This window comes from Streptomyces sp. NPDC015125 (genome assembly GCF_043080045.1).
Lineage (GTDB): Bacteria > Actinomycetota > Actinomycetes > Streptomycetales > Streptomycetaceae > Streptomyces.
Genome location: NZ_JBIBVF010000029.1, coordinates 1 through 19,290, shown reverse-complemented (window position 1 = coordinate 19,290; position 19,290 = coordinate 1). Strand labels below are relative to the sequence as shown.

The 19,290-nt window shown below is 71.2% G+C and carries 15 protein-coding genes and 1 riboswitch; of the genes, 4 read left to right on the top strand and 11 right to left on the bottom strand.

Annotated elements, in window-relative coordinates:
* Nucleotides 1-460 precede the first annotated feature (460 nt).
* From ACF088_RS37305 to ACF088_RS37270, 8 genes are all read right to left on the bottom strand, one after another.
* Nucleotides 461-1,429, bottom strand: coding sequence for an exopolyphosphatase (locus ACF088_RS37305; protein WP_392380402.1), 969 nt, complete (start codon nucleotides 1,427-1,429; stop codon nucleotides 461-463).
* On the bottom strand, nucleotides 1,426-2,004 hold the full coding sequence (locus ACF088_RS37300; protein ID WP_392380400.1) for a DUF501 domain-containing protein: 579 nt from the start codon (nucleotides 2,002-2,004) through the stop codon (nucleotides 1,426-1,428). The genes ACF088_RS37305 and ACF088_RS37300 overlap by 4 nt, the downstream gene beginning before the upstream one ends.
* A 100-nt stretch (nucleotides 2,005-2,104) precedes the next feature.
* A complete protein-coding gene (locus ACF088_RS37295; protein WP_392380399.1) occupies nucleotides 2,105-2,557 on the bottom strand; it encodes a septum formation initiator family protein in 453 nt (150 codons plus the stop codon).
* Between the two features lie 156 nt (nucleotides 2,558-2,713).
* The gene (gene eno, locus ACF088_RS37290) at nucleotides 2,714-4,000 is read right to left on the bottom strand and encodes a phosphopyruvate hydratase (RefSeq protein ID WP_235449704.1); all 1,287 of its coding nucleotides are present in this window, start codon (nucleotides 3,998-4,000) and stop codon (nucleotides 2,714-2,716) included.
* A 357-nt stretch (nucleotides 4,001-4,357) separates the two neighbouring features.
* The gene (locus tag ACF088_RS37285; RefSeq protein ID WP_088798020.1) at nucleotides 4,358-5,029 is read right to left on the bottom strand and encodes a transglycosylase family protein; all 672 of its coding nucleotides are present in this window, start codon (nucleotides 5,027-5,029) and stop codon (nucleotides 4,358-4,360) included.
* A 7-nt stretch (nucleotides 5,030-5,036) separates the two neighbouring features.
* A riboswitch (cyclic di-AMP (ydaO/yuaA leader) is annotated at nucleotides 5,037-5,249 on the bottom strand.
* Between the two features lie 210 nt (nucleotides 5,250-5,459).
* Nucleotides 5,460-6,440 carry a transglycosylase family protein gene (locus ACF088_RS37280; RefSeq protein ID WP_392380398.1) on the bottom strand — a complete coding sequence of 327 codons (981 nt, stop codon included), beginning with the start codon at nucleotides 6,438-6,440 and terminating at the stop codon, nucleotides 5,460-5,462.
* Between the two features lie 297 nt (nucleotides 6,441-6,737).
* Nucleotides 6,738-8,123: a cytochrome P450 gene (locus ACF088_RS37275; RefSeq protein WP_392380397.1), complete on the bottom strand. Its 1,386-nt coding sequence runs from the start codon at nucleotides 8,121-8,123 to the stop codon at nucleotides 6,738-6,740.
* Nucleotides 8,124-8,229: 106 nt separating this feature from the next.
* Nucleotides 8,230-9,105: a LysR family transcriptional regulator gene (locus tag ACF088_RS37270; protein ID WP_392380396.1), complete on the bottom strand. Its 876-nt coding sequence runs from the start codon at nucleotides 9,103-9,105 to the stop codon at nucleotides 8,230-8,232.
* A gap of 142 nt (nucleotides 9,106-9,247) precedes the next feature.
* On the opposite strand from ACF088_RS37270, the gene ACF088_RS37265 reads away from it, so the two are divergent.
* Nucleotides 9,248-10,546, top strand: coding sequence for an MFS transporter (locus tag ACF088_RS37265; protein ID WP_392380395.1), 1,299 nt, complete (start codon nucleotides 9,248-9,250; stop codon nucleotides 10,544-10,546).
* Between the two features lie 45 nt (nucleotides 10,547-10,591).
* Here the strand turns inward: ACF088_RS37265 and ACF088_RS37260 are convergent, their stop codons facing one another.
* From ACF088_RS37260 to ACF088_RS37250, 3 genes are all read right to left on the bottom strand, one after another.
* Nucleotides 10,592-11,611: a nucleoside triphosphate pyrophosphohydrolase gene (locus ACF088_RS37260; protein ID WP_392380394.1), complete on the bottom strand. Its 1,020-nt coding sequence runs from the start codon at nucleotides 11,609-11,611 to the stop codon at nucleotides 10,592-10,594.
* Nucleotides 11,612-11,831: 220 nt separating this feature from the next.
* Nucleotides 11,832-12,470 (bottom strand): SurA N-terminal domain-containing protein, encoded by a 639-nt coding sequence (locus ACF088_RS37255; RefSeq protein WP_392380393.1) that lies wholly within the window; start codon nucleotides 12,468-12,470, stop codon nucleotides 11,832-11,834.
* Between the two features lie 378 nt (nucleotides 12,471-12,848).
* Nucleotides 12,849-14,618, bottom strand: coding sequence for an amidohydrolase (locus ACF088_RS37250; protein WP_392380392.1), 1,770 nt, complete (start codon nucleotides 14,616-14,618; stop codon nucleotides 12,849-12,851).
* Nucleotides 14,619-15,023: 405 nt separating this feature from the next.
* Between ACF088_RS37250 and ACF088_RS37245 the strand changes: the two genes are divergently transcribed.
* The 3 genes from ACF088_RS37245 (at nucleotide 15,024) to cpt (ending at nucleotide 18,939) form a co-directional block, all read left to right on the top strand.
* The gene (locus ACF088_RS37245) at nucleotides 15,024-16,274 is read left to right on the top strand and encodes an erythromycin esterase family protein (RefSeq protein WP_392380391.1); all 1,251 of its coding nucleotides are present in this window, start codon (nucleotides 15,024-15,026) and stop codon (nucleotides 16,272-16,274) included.
* A gap of 530 nt (nucleotides 16,275-16,804) precedes the next feature.
* On the top strand, nucleotides 16,805-18,385 hold the full coding sequence (locus ACF088_RS37240) for a DUF2079 domain-containing protein (RefSeq protein WP_392380390.1): 1,581 nt from the start codon (nucleotides 16,805-16,807) through the stop codon (nucleotides 18,383-18,385).
* A 17-nt stretch (nucleotides 18,386-18,402) separates the two neighbouring features.
* The gene (gene cpt / locus ACF088_RS37235; protein ID WP_392380389.1) at nucleotides 18,403-18,939 is read left to right on the top strand and encodes a chloramphenicol phosphotransferase CPT; all 537 of its coding nucleotides are present in this window, start codon (nucleotides 18,403-18,405) and stop codon (nucleotides 18,937-18,939) included.
* Nucleotides 18,940-19,290: the final 351 nt, after the last annotated feature.

The following is a 19,290-nucleotide window of genomic DNA, read 5'->3' as shown; positions in this document are numbered from 1 at the left end:
TCGAGTATCCACCCCCACATGGGGGGTCGCTCGTGAGCCCCTTCACAAGCAACCGGGAGGCATCTGCTACACTCCGCCGGCTTCGTGACCGACGCCATAGTCCAAACCGGAACCACCGTATGACGCAAGGCGTTGGAGACCCCTGTTGATCAGGGATTGTCGCCCGCCGAACGGGTGAACCACCATCTCCGTGAGCACACCGCCCGCGCACCGGCAGCCGCGCATTTTCCGGGTCGAGACGCCCTGGAGCCTTCGAATGAGGGTCGGACGATCAGATTGTTCGCCCAACGGGAGGCTTTTTCATGTGAAGGATTTCACGAACTTTCTCCGCCGCCCCCTCCGCCGACCCCTCCCCGGAGCCTTCCGGAGCCCCTGAAGTGCGCTCGGACGGGCATCGCACCCGCTCAAAAGGCTCCTCGGCAGAGGCCGTTGCCGGCCTCTGCCGCTTCTCTTGCGCCCCTCAGCCGGCGAGGCTCCAGGCGATGCCGTCGAGGATGTCGTGCTCGCTGGCGATGACCTCCCCGGCACCCGTCCGCTCCATGATCGACAGCAGCACCAGCGCACCCGCGCCGATCACGTCGACCCGGCCCGGGTGCACCACGGGGATGGCCGCGCGCTCGGCATGGGTGGAGGACAGCAGACGCTCGGTGATCTCGCGGACCTCGGCCAGCGAGATCACGGAGTGGTGGATGGCCCCGGAGTCGTACCCCTCCAGGCCCCGCGCGATCGCGGCGACCGTGGTCACGGAGCCGGCCAGGCCCACGAGGGTGGCGGCCTCGTCCAGCGGGACGGTCTCCGCGGCCCGGTCCAGCGCCGCGGCGATATCGGCCTTCATGGCGCTGATCTGCCCCGGGGTCGGCGGGTCGCTGATCTCACCGCCGTGCACCAGGTGCCGTTCGGTCATCCGTACACAGCCGACGTCCACCGAGCGCGCGGCGCGGACGGAGTCGGCGCCGAGCACGAACTCCGTCGAGCCGCCGCCGATGTCGACCATCAGGAAGGGCCGCTTGAGATCCGCGCGGCCGGTGAGCTCCTTGGTGGCGCCGATGAAGGAGAACTCCGCCTCCTGGTCGCCGGTGATCACCTCGGGCTCCACGCCCAGGATGTCCCGCACGCCGCGGACGAAGTCCTCACGGTTCTCCGCGTCCCGGGAGGCGGAGGTCGCCACGAAGCGGATCTGCTCCGCGCCCAGCCCCTTGATCACTGCGGCGTACTCGCGGCAGACCGCGAAGGTGCGCTCCAGCGCCTCGGGGGCCAGCCGCCCGGTGCGGTCCACGTCCTGTCCCAGCCGGACGATCTCCATCCGGCGGTCGAGGTCCTTCAGCTCACCCGCCGCCCCCGGGCCGACGGCGCCATCGGGCACCGTGACGTCCGCGACCAGCAGCCGGAGGGAGTTCGTACCGCAGTCGATGGCGGCGACCCGCTTCACTTGGCGTCTCCTTCGGCAGCGTCCTGGGCTCCGGGGGCGTCCGGGCCGTCACAGGTGTCCTGGCAGGGGGTCACGCACGGCCCCTTCTTCCACCACTCCGGCAGCATCGCCAGGGCCTCGTCGCCGAGCGGGTTGACGCCCGGCCCGGCGGCCAGCGAATGGCCGACGAGGACATGCAGGCACTTGACCCGGTCGGGCATACCGCCCGCGCTCGGGAAGCCCTGCAGCACCTCGATGGCGTCCCGCCGCCGGATGTAGTCCTCGTGGGCGGCCCGGTAGGCGGCGGCCAGCGCAGGGTCGGCCGCCAGCCGCTCGGTCATCTCCTTCATCACGCCGTTCGCCTCCAGCGTGCCGATCGCGGAGGCCGCGCGCGGGCAGGTGAGGTAATAGAGCGTGGGGAAGGGCGTGCCGTCCTCCAGGCGCGGCGCCGTCTCGACGACATCCGGCTGCCCGCAGGGGCAGCGGTGCGCGATGGCGCGCAGGCCGCGCGGCGGGCGGCCGAGCTGTTCCCGGAAGGCGGCGATGTCCGCGTCGGTGGGCTCGGTGGGCTCGGTCTGGGGCGGGGGGGTGTCCATGTGCGCTTTCGGTGAGGTGAGTGGTGAGGTGGCGGCGGGGCGGGCCGTCCGGCCCCGACACTACGGGCTGCCGTCCGGCGGCGGTACGGGCAGCCGGGGGCTACCGCCGGTCGGCCGCGTCGACGGTGTCCCACAGATTCTCGTACCAGGGGCGCTGCGCCGCTTGCGGCCCCTTCGGTGCGGAGCCGGTGCCGGAGCCGTCCTGGACGATATAGCCGGTCTCGCCCGGCATGACGTAGTGCAGATGCCGGCGGGCCTGCTGGCGTACGTAGTCGGGGTCCTGCCAGCGGGCCCTCTGCTCGCGCAGCCGGTCGAGGGCGGCGCCCGCGTCCTGGGCCTTGCGGCGCTGGTCGGCGATGTCGGAGCGCTGGGAGACGTACTGCCTTATCGGGTACGCGAGGGCGACCACCAGGGAGCACATCACCAGCGCCAGCAGGGCGGCGCGGCCGGTGAGGCGGTTGCGGCGGGGCGGGCGGGCTCGGTAGACGCGGGCGGCGGCCTGCTCGCCGAGCGCCTTGAGTCGGGTCGCGGTCGAGAACCGGTCCGCGGGCACGTCGTCTCCCCTTCACTGACGGACGCCTGACTGCTTCAAGCAGGCACGTCCCCGGCAACGGTACGGGACCGTCGCCGGGGACGTACGGGGTGCTGGGCGGTTGTCTCGCCCGATCGGCCCCCTGCCCCGGTCGGGCGGGCAGCGGGCCGTCTGCGGTCAGCTGCCGTGGCGGAACCGCGGGAAGGCGGAGCGGCCGGCGTAGACCGCGGCGTCGTCGAGGATCTCCTCGATGCGCAGCAGCTGGTTGTACTTGGCGACGCGCTCGGAGCGGGCCGGGGCGCCGGTCTTGATCTGGCCGCAGTTGGTGGCGACGGCGAGGTCGGCGATGGTGACGTCCTCGGTCTCGCCGGAGCGGTGCGACATCATGCACTTGAAGCCGTTGCGCTGGGCCAGCTCGACGGCGTCCAGGGTCTCGGTCAGCGAGCCGATCTGGTTGACCTTCACCAGCAGCGCGTTGGCGGAGCCCTCCTCGATACCGCGGGCGAGGCGCTCGGGGTTGGTGACGAACAGGTCGTCGCCGACGAGCTGGACCTTGGCGCCGAGCTTGTCGGTGATGACCTTCCAGCCGGCCCAGTCGTCCTCGAACAGCGGGTCCTCGATGGAGACCAGCGGGTAGGCCGCCACCAGCTCCTCGTAGTACTCGGTCATCTCGGCGGCCGAGCGGTCCTTGCCCTCGAACTGGTACTTGCCGTCCTTGTAGAACTCGGAGGCGGCGACGTCCAGCGCCAGCGCGATGTCCTGGCCGGGGGCGTAACCGGCCTGCTTGACGGCCTCCAGGATGAGGTCGAGGGCCTCGCGGTTGGAGCCCAGGTTCGGGGCGAAGCCGCCCTCGTCACCGAGGCCGGTGGACAGCCCGCGCTCCTTCAGGACCTTCTTGAGGGTGTGGTAGACCTCGGCGCCCCAGCGCAGCGCCTCGGAGAAGGACTCCGCGCCGATCGGGGCGATCATGAACTCCTGGATGTCCACGTTGGAGTCGGCGTGCGAGCCGCCGTTCAGGATGTTCATCATCGGGACGGGCAGGACGTGCGCGTTCGGGCCACCGAGGTAGCGGAACAGCGGGAGGTCGCTGGCCTCGGAGGCGGCGTGCGCGACGGCGAGGGAGACGCCGAGGATGGCGTTGGCGCCGAGCGAGCCCTTGTTGTCGGTGGCGTCCAGGTCGAACATGGCCTGGTCGATCAGCCGCTGCTCGGTGGCGTCGTAGCCGACGAGCTCCGGGCCGATCTGCTCGATGACGGCCAGGACGGCCTTCTCCACGCCCTTGCCCAGGTAGCGGTTCGGGTCGCCGTCACGAAGCTCGATGGCCTCGAAGGCGCCGGTGGAGGCGCCGGACGGCACGGCGGCACGGCCGGTGCTGCCGTCGTCGAGGCCGACCTCGACCTCGACCGTGGGATTACCTCGCGAGTCGAGAATTTCGCGGGCTACGACGACGTCGATCGACGGCACGTTGTCTCCTTCGTGGGTGTCTGGCGTTCTGCGCACGAGCCTAACGGCCCCGGGTGCGTCCGCCTGCCCTTGGCCCGCTCCGTGGGACGGAACGGGCCGGAAAACTTCCCAAAGGCCCAGTTCTCGGGACATTTGAGGGCACTATTCACTGAACGGGAAAAAACCTGGAACGTAGCCGGTCACCGGCGTGCGGCCGCCTCGGCTGCGGCGGCCCGGTCACGGCACCGGACAGGAGAAACCCCGCCGCGACGCGCTGGGGGGAAGGGCGCGCCGGGCGGGGCGGTCTCACGGAGGAAGTGGTCTCACCGAGGAGGGGGGCCCGCCGCTCGAACCCGCCCGGTCCCGGTGAGAGGGGACTCAGACGTTGAGCTTCTGACCCGGGAAGATCAGGTTCGGGTTGCCGCCGATGACCGACTTGTTGGCCTTGTAGACGGACTTCCAGTCGGTGCCGTGCGCCTTGGCGATCTTGGCGAGGGTGTCGCCCGCCTTGACGGTGTAGTTGCCGTGGCCCATGGACTTGCGCTCGGTCGAGCGCGAGGCGTGCTGCTCGGGGGCGGCCGGGGCCTTCTTCGTCTCGGCCTTGGCGGAGCCCTGGTCCTGCTGGGGCGCGGACTTGGTCTGCGCGGAGCCGGAGGTGTCGACGTCGGCGGCGGGGCCACCGGAGGTCAGGTTGCCGGCACCGGCACAGGACCAGGCGCCCGGACCCTGGATGGCGAGGAGCTTCTCGGCGGCGGCGATCTGCTGGGACTTGCTGGCCAGGTCGGCACGCGCGGCGTACTTGGTGCCGCCGGCGGCGGCCCAGCTGGAGTTGGAGAACTGCAGGCCACCGTAGTAGCCGTTACCGGTGTTGATCGACCAGTTGCCGCCGGACTCGCACTGGGCGACCTTGTCCCAGGTGGAGACGGAGGCGGCGGAGGCGGAGGTGGCGCCCATCAGCGGGACGGCCACGGCAGCACCGGCGATGCCGGCGAGGGTGGCGACGCGGACGGCCTTGGACGGACGACGGTGCTTGCCCTTGATGATCAGCATGGTTGGTTCGTTTCCTCACCGACGCCTACGAGGTGAGCTGTCGGGTTCGGGCTGTGAGAATCGCCCGGCCGCGTGCGCGTGGCGCACGTGGCTTCACCCCAAGCCGGTTGACCCGCTTTCACGGGTGGGGCCGGCACTTACCTTGGGTCCCCCGCTCCTGCCTTCGGCGCTTGCGCGTCAACTGCCTCCGATCACCGGCAGGATTCGGCGTGTGATCAAAGGGCCCGCTTTGGCGAGCGGTCCTGACGTTAAGCAGTAATGGCCTTGGGGTTCAAACCCCACCATCTGAACCAAGTTGACCGTTTTTGATCACGAGAAGGTCACATACCCGCAGGTGAACCCCGGTTTGCCGAGGCGGCACACACCGGGGTCCACCACAGTCAACGAGACCCTTGTCTCACTTTCCCAAAAGCGGGCGAAGGGCGGCGAATTACCCCGCGTTGTGCCCGAGATCGAGCAGTTGGCCCGGCTTGATCAGGTCCGCGTCGGAGCCGATGACGTCCTCGTTGCGGTCATAGAGGGCGGCCCAGCCGCCGGACAGCCGGTGGGCCGCCGCGATGGCTGACAGCGTGTCACCCGGGCGCACGGTGTAGTCGCCATCGGCCGCCGGGCCGGTGCGCTCGGCGTCACCACGCGAGGCATGCCGGCCCCCGGAGGACCTGCCGCCGTCGTCGGCACCCCCGTCGCCCGCGCCGCCGCGGTGCTTGCCCTTCGCGGGCGTCTCCCGCGGCGTGCCGGTGGTGTCCGTACGGCTGCCACCGTCGGACGGACCGGCGGACGAGTCATCGGACGGCTCATCGGACCGCGACGGGTCGTCGGACGGATCGGCGGACCGCGACGGGTCGTCGGCCCGGTCGCCCGGCGTTGCCGGGTCGGAGGCCTCGTCGCCGGGCTCGTGCGTCCCGGCGGAGTCCGAGGCATCGGGCGAAGGCGTCGGGTCGGACGGCTCGTCGCCGGTCCCGTCGTGCGTCCCGGCGGAGTCCGAACCGCCAGGGGTGCCGGACTGGCCGGACGTGTCCCAGGGGTCCGACGAGCCGTCGGCGTCCGACGGGTCGGGCGAGGGAGTGGCGGTGCTGCCCGGGTCGACCTCCGGCGCCTGGCCGCCCTTGGTCAGACCGGCGCTCACCGCACAGCTCGACCAGACGTCCGGACCGCGGTGGTCGAGGATCGACTCGGCCACCGCGATCTGCTGGGAGCGGCTGGCGAGGTCGGGGCGCGAGGCATAAGCCGAGCCGCCGTAGCTGTCCCACATCTCCTGGGTGAGCTGCAGCCCGCCGTAGTAGCTGTTGCCCGAAGCCGCGCTCCAGACGCCGCCGGTCTCACACTGGGCGACCTTGTCCCAGGTCGCGGTGTCGGCGGCGTGAGCGCCACTCGCGGCGAGCAGCGGCAGGGCGAAACCTGCGCCGGTCACTCCCGCCGTGACAAAGATGGCCGGTGCCTGGCGGGGTCGACGATGTCGGCCGTTCCCGGAACGCATGCGGATGCCTTTCGCGCGGCGGTTGAGTTGTACGACGAGCTCTGCGAGCTGCTCGACGGGTACCCGCCCGGCCGACGCGCACGAGGCGCACCGTTACACCGGTCCCCCACATCACCGCTTCGGCCGATCGGGTGAAGCCCGTCGATCGTCGGTGGAAAGGTAGCCGGGGTCACGGGTAGTCACAAGTCGGTGTAGTGCAGATCACGCGAAGGTCACGCGCCTGACTCTCTGTCACTTCTGACCTTGTTGCTGGTCAGGGCGTTCGGGCGGGAACTCCACCGGCAGCGACCGCAGTCCGCGCATGATGAGCCCGCCGCGCCAGCGCAAGGCGTCCGGTTCCACGGCGAGCCGGAGGTCCGGGAGCCGGGTCAGCAGCGTCGCCAGAGCGGTCTGTCCTTCGAGCCGGGCGAGCGGCGCACCCAGGCAGTAGTGGATGCCGTGCCCGTACCCCAGGTGCTGGTTGTCACGACGGGTCAGATCCAGGACATCCGGCTCGGCGAAGCGTGCCGGATCGCGGTCGGCGGCGGCCAGCACCACCAGGACCGGGTCGCCCTTCGCGATCCGCTGTCCGCCCAAGGTCAGCTCCTGCGTCGCGAACCGCCAGGTCGCCAGCTCCACGGGGCCGTCGTAACGGAGCAGTTCCTCGATGCCGGTGGTGAGCAGATCGGTGTCGCCCGCCGTGATCGACTTCTGCAGCAGCTCGCGCTGGGCCGGGTGGCGCAGCAGCGCATAGAGGCCGTTACCGATCAAGTTCACGGTCGTCTCAAAACCGGCAAACAGCAGGATGAAGGCCATCGCGGTGACCTCGTTCTCGGTGAGGTGCTCGCCGTGGTCCGAGGCCCGGATCAGACCGGAGATCAGATCCTCGTCCGCCTCCGCGGTGTCGCCGAGGGACTCGCGCTTGCGGTGGATCAGCTCGGCGAGATAGCCGCGCATCTTCTTCACGGACCGGGCGACACCGCCGCGCGGGCCCCCGCCGTGCCGGATCATCATGCCCGCCCAGTCGCGGAAGTCGTCCTGGTCCTCGCGCGGCACCCCCAGCAGATCGCAGATCGCGTAGATGGGCAGCGGGAAGGCGAACTCATGGATGAGGTCGGCCTCGCCCTTCGCCGCGAACCGGTCGATGAGGTGATCGGTCAGCTCCTGGACGCGCGGGGCGAAGGCGGCCACCCGGCGCGGGGTGAAGGCCTTCGAGACCAGCCGGCGCAGCCGGGTGTGGTCCGGGGGGTCGATATTGAGCAGATGGGTCATCAGGTTGGCGCTGCGCTCACCGGGGATGCCGACCTTGCCCTTGCCGTGCGCGGCCTCGCTGTGGTGCACCGGGTTCTTCGACAGCCGGCCGTCGGCGAGCGCCTGCCGTGCCTCGGTGTAGCGGGTCACCAACCAGGCCTCGACGCCGCTGGGCAGCTCGGTCCGGTGCACCGGCGCATGCTCCCGCAGCCAGGCGTACGCGGGGTAGGGGTCGGCGGCGAACTCCCAGGTGAACAGCTCGGGGGCGGGCGCGGCGGCGGGGCAGCCCGCGGGGGCATCGGCGGCGGGGGCGGGGCGGCCCGCGGGGGCGCCGGCGGCGGGGGATGGACGGCCCGCGGGGTCGGGGGCGTCGGGCTTGTCGTGCACCTTCCGACCGTAACCGGTGGGCGCACCGTGGTGCGCCCGCGCACCGGCCGGCCCCCACCACACCCCCACCACACCCCCTGCGCTCCCCCGGAACCGCACCCCCTCGTTACGCCGGATCCACCCCCAGCCCCGTCAGGAACGCCACGGCCGCCGGCGACGGGCCGAGGCCGCTCCACACCACCCGCTCGGTGCGTTCGGGAGCCGGCCGCACCCGCACGATGTGCAGCCCGGCCAGCTCGGCGGCGATGGCCTCCGGCACCATTCCCACCCCCAGGCCCGCCCGCACCAGCTTCGCCAGGAACTCGACGGTGGTCACCTCGAACGCCACCTCCGACGTGAGCCCCGCCGCGCGGAACGCCGCATCGCGCTGCCGGCGGGCCGCGGACCCCGCCGTGAAGTCGACAAAGGTCTCCCGCGCCATCCGCGACAGCGTGGTCCACTCCCGCTCCGCCAGCGGATGCCCCGGCGGCACCACGGCGACCAGTTCACCGCGCGCCAGCTCCTTCTCCCGTACGCCGACGGTGCGGGCACCGGGCACCAGCCCGACGAAGGCGACATCCAGGACGCCCTGCCGGACCTGTTCGAGGAGCCGGTCACTCATCTCCATCTGCAGACTGATCCGCACCCCGGGACAGCGCGTCCGGAAAGCGCCCAGCTCACGGGCCAGATCCACGGCCGCGACGGTGGAGATCGCGCCGACCGCCAGCCGCCCGCGTACCTCCCCGGTCGCCGCCGCCACCTCGGCACGGGCCCGTTCGGCCGCCTCCAGCGCCTGCCGGGCCACCGGAACGAAGGCCTCACCGGCGGCCGTCAGCCGGACGCTGCGGCTGGTCCGGTCGAAGAGCCGGGCCCCGAGCTCCTTCTCCAGCCGGGCGATCTGATGACTGAGCGCGGACTGCACCACATGGCAGCGCTCGGCGGCCCGGGTGAACCCACCGGTCTCGGCCACCGCGACCACATAGCGCATCTGCTGGAGCTCCATACGCACCGATCCTAAGCACCAGCGATCTCGATTTTCGATGGATGCGATGACAATGATGTGTTGGACTCATCGATGAGACGGGCCCAGGCTGGGAGACGCCCGCCGCCACGGTGGCCGTGGGCGCGGCAGGGGAGGGCATGTCATGGAGACCGAGCGCATACCGGAGGCGGCCGACGGGGGCCCGGCGGATCCGCGGCCGGGCCCGGGGCGCGGCATGCTGCTGCTGATGTCGGTCGCCGCCGGACTGTCCGTCGCCGGCAACTACTTCGCCCAGCCGCTGCTGGACGTCATCGGCCGCGATCTGCACCTCTCCTCGTCCACCGCCGCACTGGTCGTCACCGTCGCCCAGGTCGGCTACGGCCTCGGCCTGCTGCTGCTCGTCCCGCTCGGCGATCTGCTGGAGCGACGCCGGCTCGCCGTCACCCTGACCGCGGCGACCGCGGCCTTCCTCACCGTCACCGCGAGCGCGCCGAACGCCGCCCTCCTGCTGACCGGCACCGCACTGACCGGACTGACCTCGGTCGCCGCCCAGGTCGTGGTCCCGTACGCGGCGACCCTCGCGAAGCCCGCCGAACGCGGCAGGACCGTCGGCACCGTCATGACCGGGCTGCTGCTGGGCATCCTGCTGGCCCGTACGGCCGCCGGTCTCCTGGCCGAGCTGGGCGGCTGGCGCACCGTGTACTGGGTCAACGCGGCGCTGATGCTGCTGATGGCGCTCCTGCTGCGGCTCCGGCTGCCCGCACTGCGCACCCCCGCCGGGCTGCGCTATCCGGCGCTGCTGCGCTCCACGCTGGCGCTGTTCGCCCAGGAGCCGGTGCTGCGGTGGCGCGGCGCGCTGGGCGCCCTGACCTTCGCGGGCTTCAGCGTGCTGTGGACGGCGCTGGCGTTCTTGCTGTCCGGTCCGGCCTACGGCTGGCAGGAGTCGGCCATCGGTCTGCTGGGACTGGTGGGCGCGGCCGGTTCGCTGTCCGCCTCGGTGGCCGGACGGCTGGCGGACCGCGGCCTGGCGCACCATGTCACCGGCGCCGCGGCCTTCCTGCTCCTGGGGTCCTGGGGCCTGCTCGCGGCCGGCGGGTCAGGCGGCACCTGGTCGCCGGCGGCGCTGCTGGCCGGGGTGATCGTGCTGGACCTGTCCGCGCAGGCGGTCCACATCAGCAACCAGAACCTCGTCTACGCGGTCCGCCCCGAGGCCCGCAACCGCCTCAACTCGGCCTATATGACCAGCTACTTCGTGGGCGGCGCGGCCGGTTCGGCGCTGACGTCGGTGGTGTGGGGCGTCGGCGGCTGGGGCGGGGTGTGCGCGCTGGGTGCCACGCTGGCGGTGACGGTCGTGGCGCTCTGGCTCGCCGACCGGCTGCGGCGCCGTCGCAGCACGGCGAGCCGCTACGCGGAGCGGGAACCGGCGGCCACCGGCGAAACGGCGGCCTCGGTCACGTCGTAACGGGTCGGCTCCGGCCTCAGGCTCGGGCCTCGGACAGCTCCGGCCTCAGACGGCCCCGGCCTCGGCCTCGGCAGCCACCACCGCATCCCGGTAGGCCCGCGCCGCCGCCCGCAGTGCCGCCTCCGGGTCCACGCCCTCCGCCTCGGCCCGCACCGCCAGCGCCAGCAGTTCGTACCCGACGCCCTGCCCGGCCGGGGGCGTCACATCGAGCCCTGCCGTGCGGACGCGCGAGGCGAGCTTCGCCGCCAGCGCCAGACCGGGCTGGGCCAGCGGAACGCCCTCGGTCACCGAATCGCGCTGCTTCTCCTCCGCCTTCGTCCGCAGCCAGTGCGCCCTGACGTCCTCCGGGGTCGCCGCGTCCGCCTCCCCGAAGACATGGGGATGGCGGCGGATCAGCTTCTCGACGATCCCGCCCGCGACATCGTCGAGGGAGAACGGCTCGTCGGGGTCGTCCTGGGCGATCCGGGCATGGAAGACGACCTGGAGGAGGACATCGCCCAACTCCTCGCGCAGCGCCTCGCGATCGCCCTCCTCAATGGCCTCGACCAGCTCGTACGCCTCCTCGATGCCGTACTTGGCGAGGTCGCGGTGCGTACGGATGCTGCTCCAGGGGCAGGCGGCGCGGATCTGGTCCATGACCTGGACGAGGTCGAGCAGCCGGGCGCCGGGCAGGTCGTAGGAGCCGGGCAGCAGCTCCAGGTCCGGCATGGTCTCGCGGCCGGAACCGGCCAGCCGGGCCAGGCCGTCGGTCAGCGCGCTCTCCCCGTCCGCCGAGGTCAGGACGACGGCCGTACGGTCGCCCGGCACGCAGTAGTCGACGAGCTCGCGGGCGGCGGGGGCGGCCGTCTCCACCTCGATGCCGGCTTCCCGCAGATAGGGCAGCTGCGGATGGTCCGGGTCGGCGCACAGCACACGGTCCGCCCCACGCAGGATCTGCCAGGCGGGCCAGGACAGGAGTCCCGGGGCGACCCGGTGGCTGGTGGTGAGCAGGACCAGGCGTCCGGTGCCGGTGCCCTCGGGGCGGGTTTCGGCGCCGGTGTCGGCGGCAGAGGCGTCAGCGTTCACGCCTCGAACGTAACGCACCGCACCGACAACGCCCGGCGCCGGTGGGCGGCGACGGCCGGAACCGCCCCGCCCCCTTCGCTCACCTCGTACGCACTACTCCGCAGCAGGTCACCGCATACGGGCCCACCCGTCACCGCCTATGGGCCCGCCCGTCACCGCGTACGGGCCCACCCGTTGCGGAGCGGCCCCTACGGACCGACCACGGCAGATACGGCCGGCCTCAGGCCTGCTGCTTCACCGGCTCGCTGGTGATCCACGGGTCCTTGGTCTCGCCGAGGATGACCTGGTGGTCGTCCCACTTGCCGAACCGCGGATTGACGTCGATCCCCATGGACCGGGAGGTCTTGGCCAGCGCCTGCGCGAGCTTCTGCTGGCCCTGCGGCTTGCCGCGGTCCGCGCCGAGCCGCTGGGCGACGCCGTCGAGCAGCAGCTGATTGCGGACCATGGCGTCGATCTCGTCGGGGGCGATGCCCTGCTGGAGCCACATCGCCTTCAGCCGCTCGCCGCCGCCGGACTGCTTCTCCGCCTGGGCCCGCCACCGCTGGACGTCGCGCCGGGTGACCGTCACCCCGGCATCGTGCGCGCCGCGGGCCAGCACCTCGTCGAAGATCATGCCGTTGAGGGTGGCCAGGCTCAGCCGGCCGGTGTTCATGATGAGCTGGTCGCCCTGCGGCGACTTGGCCTGCGCGGCGCGGACATCCTTCACCTTCGCCTGCAGCTGCGCGACGGTGATCCGCTTCCCGTCCACGATGGCCGCGGCCCCGGGATGAGCATCGCTGCCACAGGCCGCGAGCAGCGGGGCCGCGGCCAGCAGGCCTGCGGTGGCGGATACGGAGAGCGCTGTCCTACGGCGGAACACATGGCCTCCCGGCAGATCGTGCGACGGAGTCTCGACCTTGGTGGATCGATGCTATGGAGTCGGCGTGGCCCAGGCCACTGCTTCGGCCAACGATCTGGGGCGGGGACGGTTCTGCTCCCGAGTGCCGGTCGTTTGCCGCCACCATCGGCGTGCTTCGCGGTTGCCGACGGCCATGAGGTCGGCGCCATGACCGGAGCGGCGGAGGAGACATGATCGGCTCCTTGAGGTGATCTGAGCCCTCGGTCGGCCCGCAAGCTGCATCCGGCGCGCAAGCGAGCTGCGGCGAGCAGCTCTCGAACGACGGGTTGCCGTCAGGGAGGCAGCTCGGATCGCCGCCCGCTCTGGCGCCCTTTGCGGGAAAGGCGCCTTCCCGGGGCGTCAGCAGTGGTGGGCAAAGGCTGCGGACATCGCCCTTTGTGGGACGGGGGCGGGCTCTGGGCCGGTGGGAGAGGGCGGGTAGACGGTCCTGCCCTCCTTGATGGTCTCCACGACGGTGATGTCTTTGATCTTTTGCTCGGGGATCGTGAGCGGGTTGTGGCTGAGGATCACGAAGTCGGCGAGCTTGCCCACCTCGATGCTGCCCTTGGTGTCCTCTTCGAAGTACTGGCGGGCGGCGTTGATGGTGATGGACTTCACCGCGTCCAGGACCGACACGCACTGGTCCGGGCCCAGGACGGTTCCCGAGCTGCGGGTGACGCGGGTGACCTGGCTGGACAGGATGGCGATCGAGTTGGGCAGGGCGACGGGGGCGTCGTGGTGTGAGGTGTAGGCCATGCCGCGGTCCACCGCCCACCGGGCCGGCGAGATGTTGTCAGCGCGTTCGGGGCCGAGCACGGTCTTGCGGTACCAGTCGCCCCAGTAATAGGTGTGCATGGAGAAGAACGACGGGATGATGCCGAGTTCCCGAAACGCCTCGACCTGGTCCTCGCGGACGGTCTGGCAGTGGATGGCCGTCGTACGCCGGTCCTGTCCGGCTTCCTTGGTGGCCGCGCGCACGCACTGGAGGAGTTGGTCGATGGCGGCGTCGCCGTTCACGTGCGCGATGATGTGCCAGTTGTTGGCGAACCCCGCCCGGACCTGGGCCAGGACGTCCTTGTCCGGCAGGGTCGCATAGCCGCGGTAGTCCTCGTCCTGACCGTCGGGCGGGGTGAGGTAGGGCTCGGTGAGCCAGGCGGTGCGCCCCTGGGGCGAGCCGTCCAGGACCAGCTTCACCCCGGCCGCGCGCAGGCCCTTGGTGTACTCCCGGCTCGCCTGGACCGTGGCAGGGGATTTCATGGCCTGGTCGGCCTTTACGTAGACGACCACGTCGGTGGGCAGGCCGGCGGGGTGGGCGTCCGCGACCTGCCGGAGGAGGCCCAGGACCTCCAGGCTCGCTGCCCCCTCCTGCACGGTCGTGAAGCCGAAGCTCGCCGCCGACAGGAGGCCCACGGGCAGGAACTGCCCGCTGTCGATGGGGTCCATCCCGGCGACGGCCAGATCGGCGGCGGGGTTGAACGCGGTCTCTTCCAGCACCCCGTTCGGCTCTCCGTACACGGGCCCGGATTCGGTCCCGCGCTCCAGCCTCCGCCGGATCACCCCGCCCTCCGGGTCCGGTGTCATGGCGGTGTACTTGAGCCGTTCGAGTCCCAGGCTGTTGACCGCTCCCAGATGGAAGGACTGGTGGATCGCCAGGACGGGCTTCTCGGTGGATACCACGTCCAGGTCGTGACGGGTGGGGTGCTTGCCCTCGGTGAGCATGGAGTCGTCGTAACCGAAACCGACGATCCAATCCGAGCGTTTCCCCACCTCACTTTCGGCGAACTCGCGCAGCTTGCCCTGGAGGGACGCGATGTTGGTGACGTTGCCGTCGGGAGCGGCCAGGAGATTGGCGATCGTGGCCTGCAGGCCGGTGCCGACCACATGGCCGTGCGCATCGATGAAACCCGGCAGCAGGACCTGGTCCGGCAGCAGGTCGTGCAGCCGCGTGTCCGGCCCCCGCCACTCGGCCTGCGCCTGGGACAGGTTGCCGACGAAGACGATTCGGCCGTCCTTGACCGCCACCGCCTCGGGCGCCGCTGACGTCTCATCGGTAACCGTCACGATGGAACCGCCGGAGAAGATGATGTCGGCATCTCCGGACCGCGTTCCCGGCAAGTTTTCCTGGGACATCACGCACCGCCTGTTCCCCTGCGAATGAATCAGCCTTCAACGCGAAGAGTAACTGCTTACATGCGAAGCGTGACCGATCGAGCGGGCCCGTAGCCGGATGAGGCCGACTCGACACTTCGCACACGAAACTCACAGATCTGCATCGGGACGGGACGCCGGCTGACCAGATCATCCGAGACGGCGATTGGTGGAGACGGGTTCTGCGGGTGGGATCCCCGGGGTGGCCCGGTGTCCTATGGAGACTTGGCGCTTCAGATGGCCCCTTAGCGGTTGAGTTGGCCCGGCTGAGCGTCGTGGTCGAACCCAGGCAGGCGGGACGGCCGACACCCCGCGGGCCAACCCGGAGGCCCCGGCCACACCAACCTCCTTGACCTCAACTGAACTTCAGGTAGGAGCCTGGGAGGCATGAACAACGACACCGCCGCTCCCCGTGGCTCCTTTCCTTCCCACACCGGGTTGTCCGAGCCGCAGCAAGCCGACGTCGGCCCACTGTCCGACGCCGCGCTCGATGAGCTTGCCGAGAGGATCGCCGCCGCGACAACGATCGTCGGCATCGGGGAGTCCACACGATTCTCCCGGGAAACCTTCGGGGTACGGGACCAACTCTTCCGCAGGCTGGTCCAGCGACACGGGTTCCGGGCGCTGGCCATACAGGACAGCGTCAGCGTCGCCGCTGACCTCGACAGGTACGTGCACGCAGGCGAAGGTGATGCCGCATCCGCCCTCGACAGCGCCTGGCGTCCCTGGCGCACCGTCGAGATGGCCGCGGCATTGGAGTGGATCCGGGCGTTCAACCGGGAGCACCCGAACGACCCCGTCCGGATCTTCGGCGTGAGCCCCGTGCAGGCGCAGCCCGAGGACTACGACGCCGTCCTGGATCACGTACGCGGGTCGGCCCCGGAACGGCTGGCGGAGGTGGTGTCTCACCTGGCACCGATCCGGACAGCTCACCACACCGCGGAGCATGTGCAGCGCGCCCGGGGAATTCACCCGGGGCGCCCGTTCGGCGACCATGCCCGCGACGCGCTCGCGCTGATCCGGTCGTTGCTCGACGCCGACCACGCCGACCACGCCGCCCACGCCGCCCACGCCGCCCACGCCGCCGGCATCCTGGCGCGGATGCGTATGATCGTCGACTTCCACGAACGCAGCGTCGCCGGGCAGGGGTTGTCCACGGACGATGTCGCCGTATGGGCTGGTGCCATCGGCGAGTACCAGCGTCGGACCGGTCTGCGGGTGGTCTACTGGGATGGGATCGGTCACACGTCGGCAACCGTGGTGACCAGCCCGCTGGCTCCCGAGCGTGGTCCCCAGCCCAGCGAAGGCAGTCTGCTGCGCAAGTGGTACGGCACGCAGTACGTCTCCGTGGCGATCGGATTCCATCACGGAGACCTCGGTGTCGCCGTGGTCCCGGAGCCGGCCGGAGATCTGATCGACGCGAGGCTCGGCGAGACGGATCTGCCCGCCCACTGGCTGGATCTGCGCCGCGAAGCGGTGCGTCGCCGATGGGACGGACCGGCGAAGGTCCGCGTGATCAGCGGCGTCTACGACCCGTCCCGCGACGCCGACGAGCACCTCGACGTTGCTTCCCTTGCCGATGCGTTCGACGTGCTCATCCACATCCGCCGAGTGACCCCGGTGCGATGGTTGCCGTGAGCAGCCCACTATCGACCCCGACGCCGAGGTCGGCAGAAGGCATGGAGCTTGCACGTCCGGGCTCCATACTCTTTGCAGTCTCACCTAGAGCGGTGAAGCGTGCACCGGTCGGCTCAAGCCTGCCCCCTCGTTCCGCTCGCGTCGGGCGGTTCCGTCAGCCGGTCGTACCGAGTGAACTGCGCGTCATATGGGGCGGGTTAAAGCTGAGGAGCGCCCAGGGAATTCCTGCGCACCCGCTGCGTCCGCATCCTCGTCGCACCGGCAGCACTGATACCCCTCCTTCGGCCCGAATGGACCGGGGTCGCGCTCCACGACGGCGTCGTTGTCGCTTCCGGAACCGCGACCCGTCCTGGCTCCCGCGTGCAGCCCCTCCCCGGAACGGACCGGCCGACGCCCGCGTCTGACCTACTACCACCCACTGCCACCCACTGCCGCCCACTGCCGCCCCCGCCATCGCCGTCGCAGCGGCCGCCGAGCCGACCGGGGCTCCGCTTCGAGTATCTTTTCGACAGTTGAGAGTGAGGATCCGCATGGACACGGCCGCAGTATCGGCCGGGGGCGCCCCCGGACGGATTCTTGGGGAGGACATCGGCGCCGTGCCGCCGCCCCGGACCGCTACCCCGGCCGGGTCCATACCGGCGCCCCGGTCCGACGCGCCCCCGGCCGGCCACGAGGCCACGGCCACCGGCGCACCGCCACCGGACCGGCCCGGCCGGCTGCGGCGCAGCGCGCACCGGCTGCGCACCCGGACCGCTCCCCTGCGCGCCCCTCGCTTCGACCCGTACTGGACGGCGGGGTTCTTCTTCGTCGCGTTTGCGCTGCTGGCCCTCTACCATTTCCGCACGCTGTCCACGTCCTCCTGGGACCTGGGCATCTTCGAGCAGGCCATACGGGGCTACGCCCACTTCCGGGCCCCGATCGTCGACCTCAAGGGCCCCGGCACCAATATCCTCGGGGACCACTTCAGTCCCGTACTGATCGTGCTCGCGCCGTTCTACCGGCTGTTCCCCTCCCCGCTGACCCTGCTGATCGCGCAGGCCGCGCTCTTCGCGCTGTCCGCGATACCGGTCACCCGCGCCGCGGCCCGCGCTCTGGGCCGCGTCCCGGGCCTGGCGATCGGCGTCGCCTACGGCACGTCCTGGGGCGTGCAGAAGGCCGTCGACTTCGACTTCCACGAGATCGCCTTTGCGCTGCCGCTGATCGCCTTCGCGCTCGAAGCGGTGCTGCGCGGACGGTGGACGGCGGTGGTGTGCTGGGCCGCGCCCCTGGTGCTGGTCAAGGAGGACCTGGGGGTGACCGCGGCCGTCATCGGCGCGCTCGCCCTGATCCGTACCCGGCGGGCCAGTCCGCTGGCCATCGGTCTGGTCGCCTTCGGCCTCAGCGCCACCGCCGTGACCCTCGGCGTGCTCATACCGGGGTTCAACGGCTCCGGCTCGTACGACTACTGGAGCAAGTTCGGCGCCGACAGCGGCGGCCTCACCATCCCTCTCGTCACGGCCGTGCGCACCACGCTGTGGGTCCTGCTGCCCACCACCGGTCTGCTCGCGCTGCGTTCCCCGCTGCTGCTGGTCGCGCTGCCCACGCTGGGCTGGCGTTTCCTGTCGCACGAGCCCCACTACTGGGGCATCGACTGGCACTACAACGCCGTCCTGATGCCGGTCGTCTTCCTCGCCCTGGTCGACGCCCTGCCCCGGGCCCGGGTCTCCACCCGGCCCTGGCTGCGCTCGTACGCCCACCATCTGCCGGCCGCCGTGGTGGCCGTGGCCCTCGCGCTGACCACCACGCTGCCGCTGGCCCGCCTCACCGAGGGCGCCACCTACCGCACACCGCCGGACGTCACCGCCGCCGAGAAGCTGCTGGCGCGGATACCCGACGGTGCGAGCGTGGAGTCCGACATCCGGCCGCTGAGCCGCCTCACCGGCCGCACCCGGGTCTTCTGGATGGGGGACACCGGCGGTCTGTCACCGGACTACGTCGCCGTGCAGCTAGGCGACAACCGCACCCCGCGGCAGGCGCTGGCGGATGCCGCCGCCCGCCACCCCAAGTCCACCTACGTCATCCTGGGCGGCGCCGGGGACCTGCTCGTATTTCACCGGACATCCGCCCGCTGAACGCGTACGGTACCGCGATGACCACCGATGTGATCGTCCTGAACGGCGGCTCCAGCGCGGGCACTTCCACCCTCGCCCGGGCGCTCCAGGAGACCCTCCCCCGCCCCTGGCTGACCTTCGGCGTCGACACCTTCATCGGCGCCCTGCCGCCCGCCCTGATGACCTCCCCGGACGGGCTGGTCCTCGCGCCCGACGGCACGGTCTCGGTCGGGCCCGCGTTCCGCGCGCTGCAGGCCGGCTGGCTGCACGGCATCGCGGCGATGGCCCGGGCCGGCACCGGCATCATCCTCGACGAGGTCTTCCTGGACGGCGGCGCGGGCCAGGACCGCTGGCGCCGGGCGCTGGACGGCCTGGCGGTGCTGTGGGTCGGCGTCCACTGTGATCCCGGCACCGCCGCCGCCCGCGAACTCGCCCGCGGGGACCGGGTGGTGGGCATGGCCACCACCCAGGCCGCACTGGTCCACCGGGGCGTCCGCTATGACATCGAGGTCGACACCACCGACACGGATCCGGCCGTCTGCGCCCGGGGGATCGCCGCCCACGTTGCCGGGTGATCCGCCGTTTCTGTTTCTGTGGTTTGTTTCCCGCCTTCGGCGGGGGCGGGGGTGGTTGTGGGGTGGAGCCCGGTTGCCGTGTGGCGGGGGCAGGGGCTCCGGGGTGTGTTGTCGGACTGCTGCGCTTTACGTCCGACAACACACCCCTCCGCCCCTGCCCCCTCCCGCCGTTTGTCGGACCCCACCCCGGTGGTAGAGCAGGAGAAAACCAAAGACCCAAGCATCGGCTACGCCACGACGCGGCCGAGCTTCTGGCTTTTGAATCCTTCACCCCCACCGGGCGGGGGTCGCGTTCCCGGGCGGGAGGTGGTGGGCCGGAGGGGGTGGGTGTGCGGACGTAAAGCGAAGCAG

Bases quoted from the DNA above. Each gene is read 5' to 3' on its own strand.
- ACF088_RS37300 (WP_392380400.1), bottom strand. From the start codon at position 2,004: ATGGACACCCCCCCGCCCCAGACCGAGCCCACCGAGCCCACCGACGCG.
- cpt (WP_392380389.1), top strand. From the start codon at position 18,403: ATGACCACCGATGTGATCGTCCTGAACGGCGGCTCCAGCGCGGGCACT.
- ACF088_RS37265 (WP_392380395.1), top strand. From the start codon at position 9,248: ATGGAGACCGAGCGCATACCGGAGGCGGCCGACGGGGGCCCGGCGGAT.
- ACF088_RS37245 (WP_392380391.1), top strand. From the start codon at position 15,024: ATGAACAACGACACCGCCGCTCCCCGTGGCTCCTTTCCTTCCCACACC.
- ACF088_RS37270 (WP_392380396.1), bottom strand. From the start codon at position 9,105: ATGGAGCTCCAGCAGATGCGCTATGTGGTCGCGGTGGCCGAGACCGGT.
- ACF088_RS37240 (WP_392380390.1), top strand. From the start codon at position 16,805: ATGGACACGGCCGCAGTATCGGCCGGGGGCGCCCCCGGACGGATTCTT.
- ACF088_RS37285 (WP_088798020.1), bottom strand. From the start codon at position 5,029: ATGCTGATCATCAAGGGCAAGCACCGTCGTCCGTCCAAGGCCGTCCGC.
- ACF088_RS37250 (WP_392380392.1), bottom strand. From the start codon at position 14,618: ATGTCCCAGGAAAACTTGCCGGGAACGCGGTCCGGAGATGCCGACATC.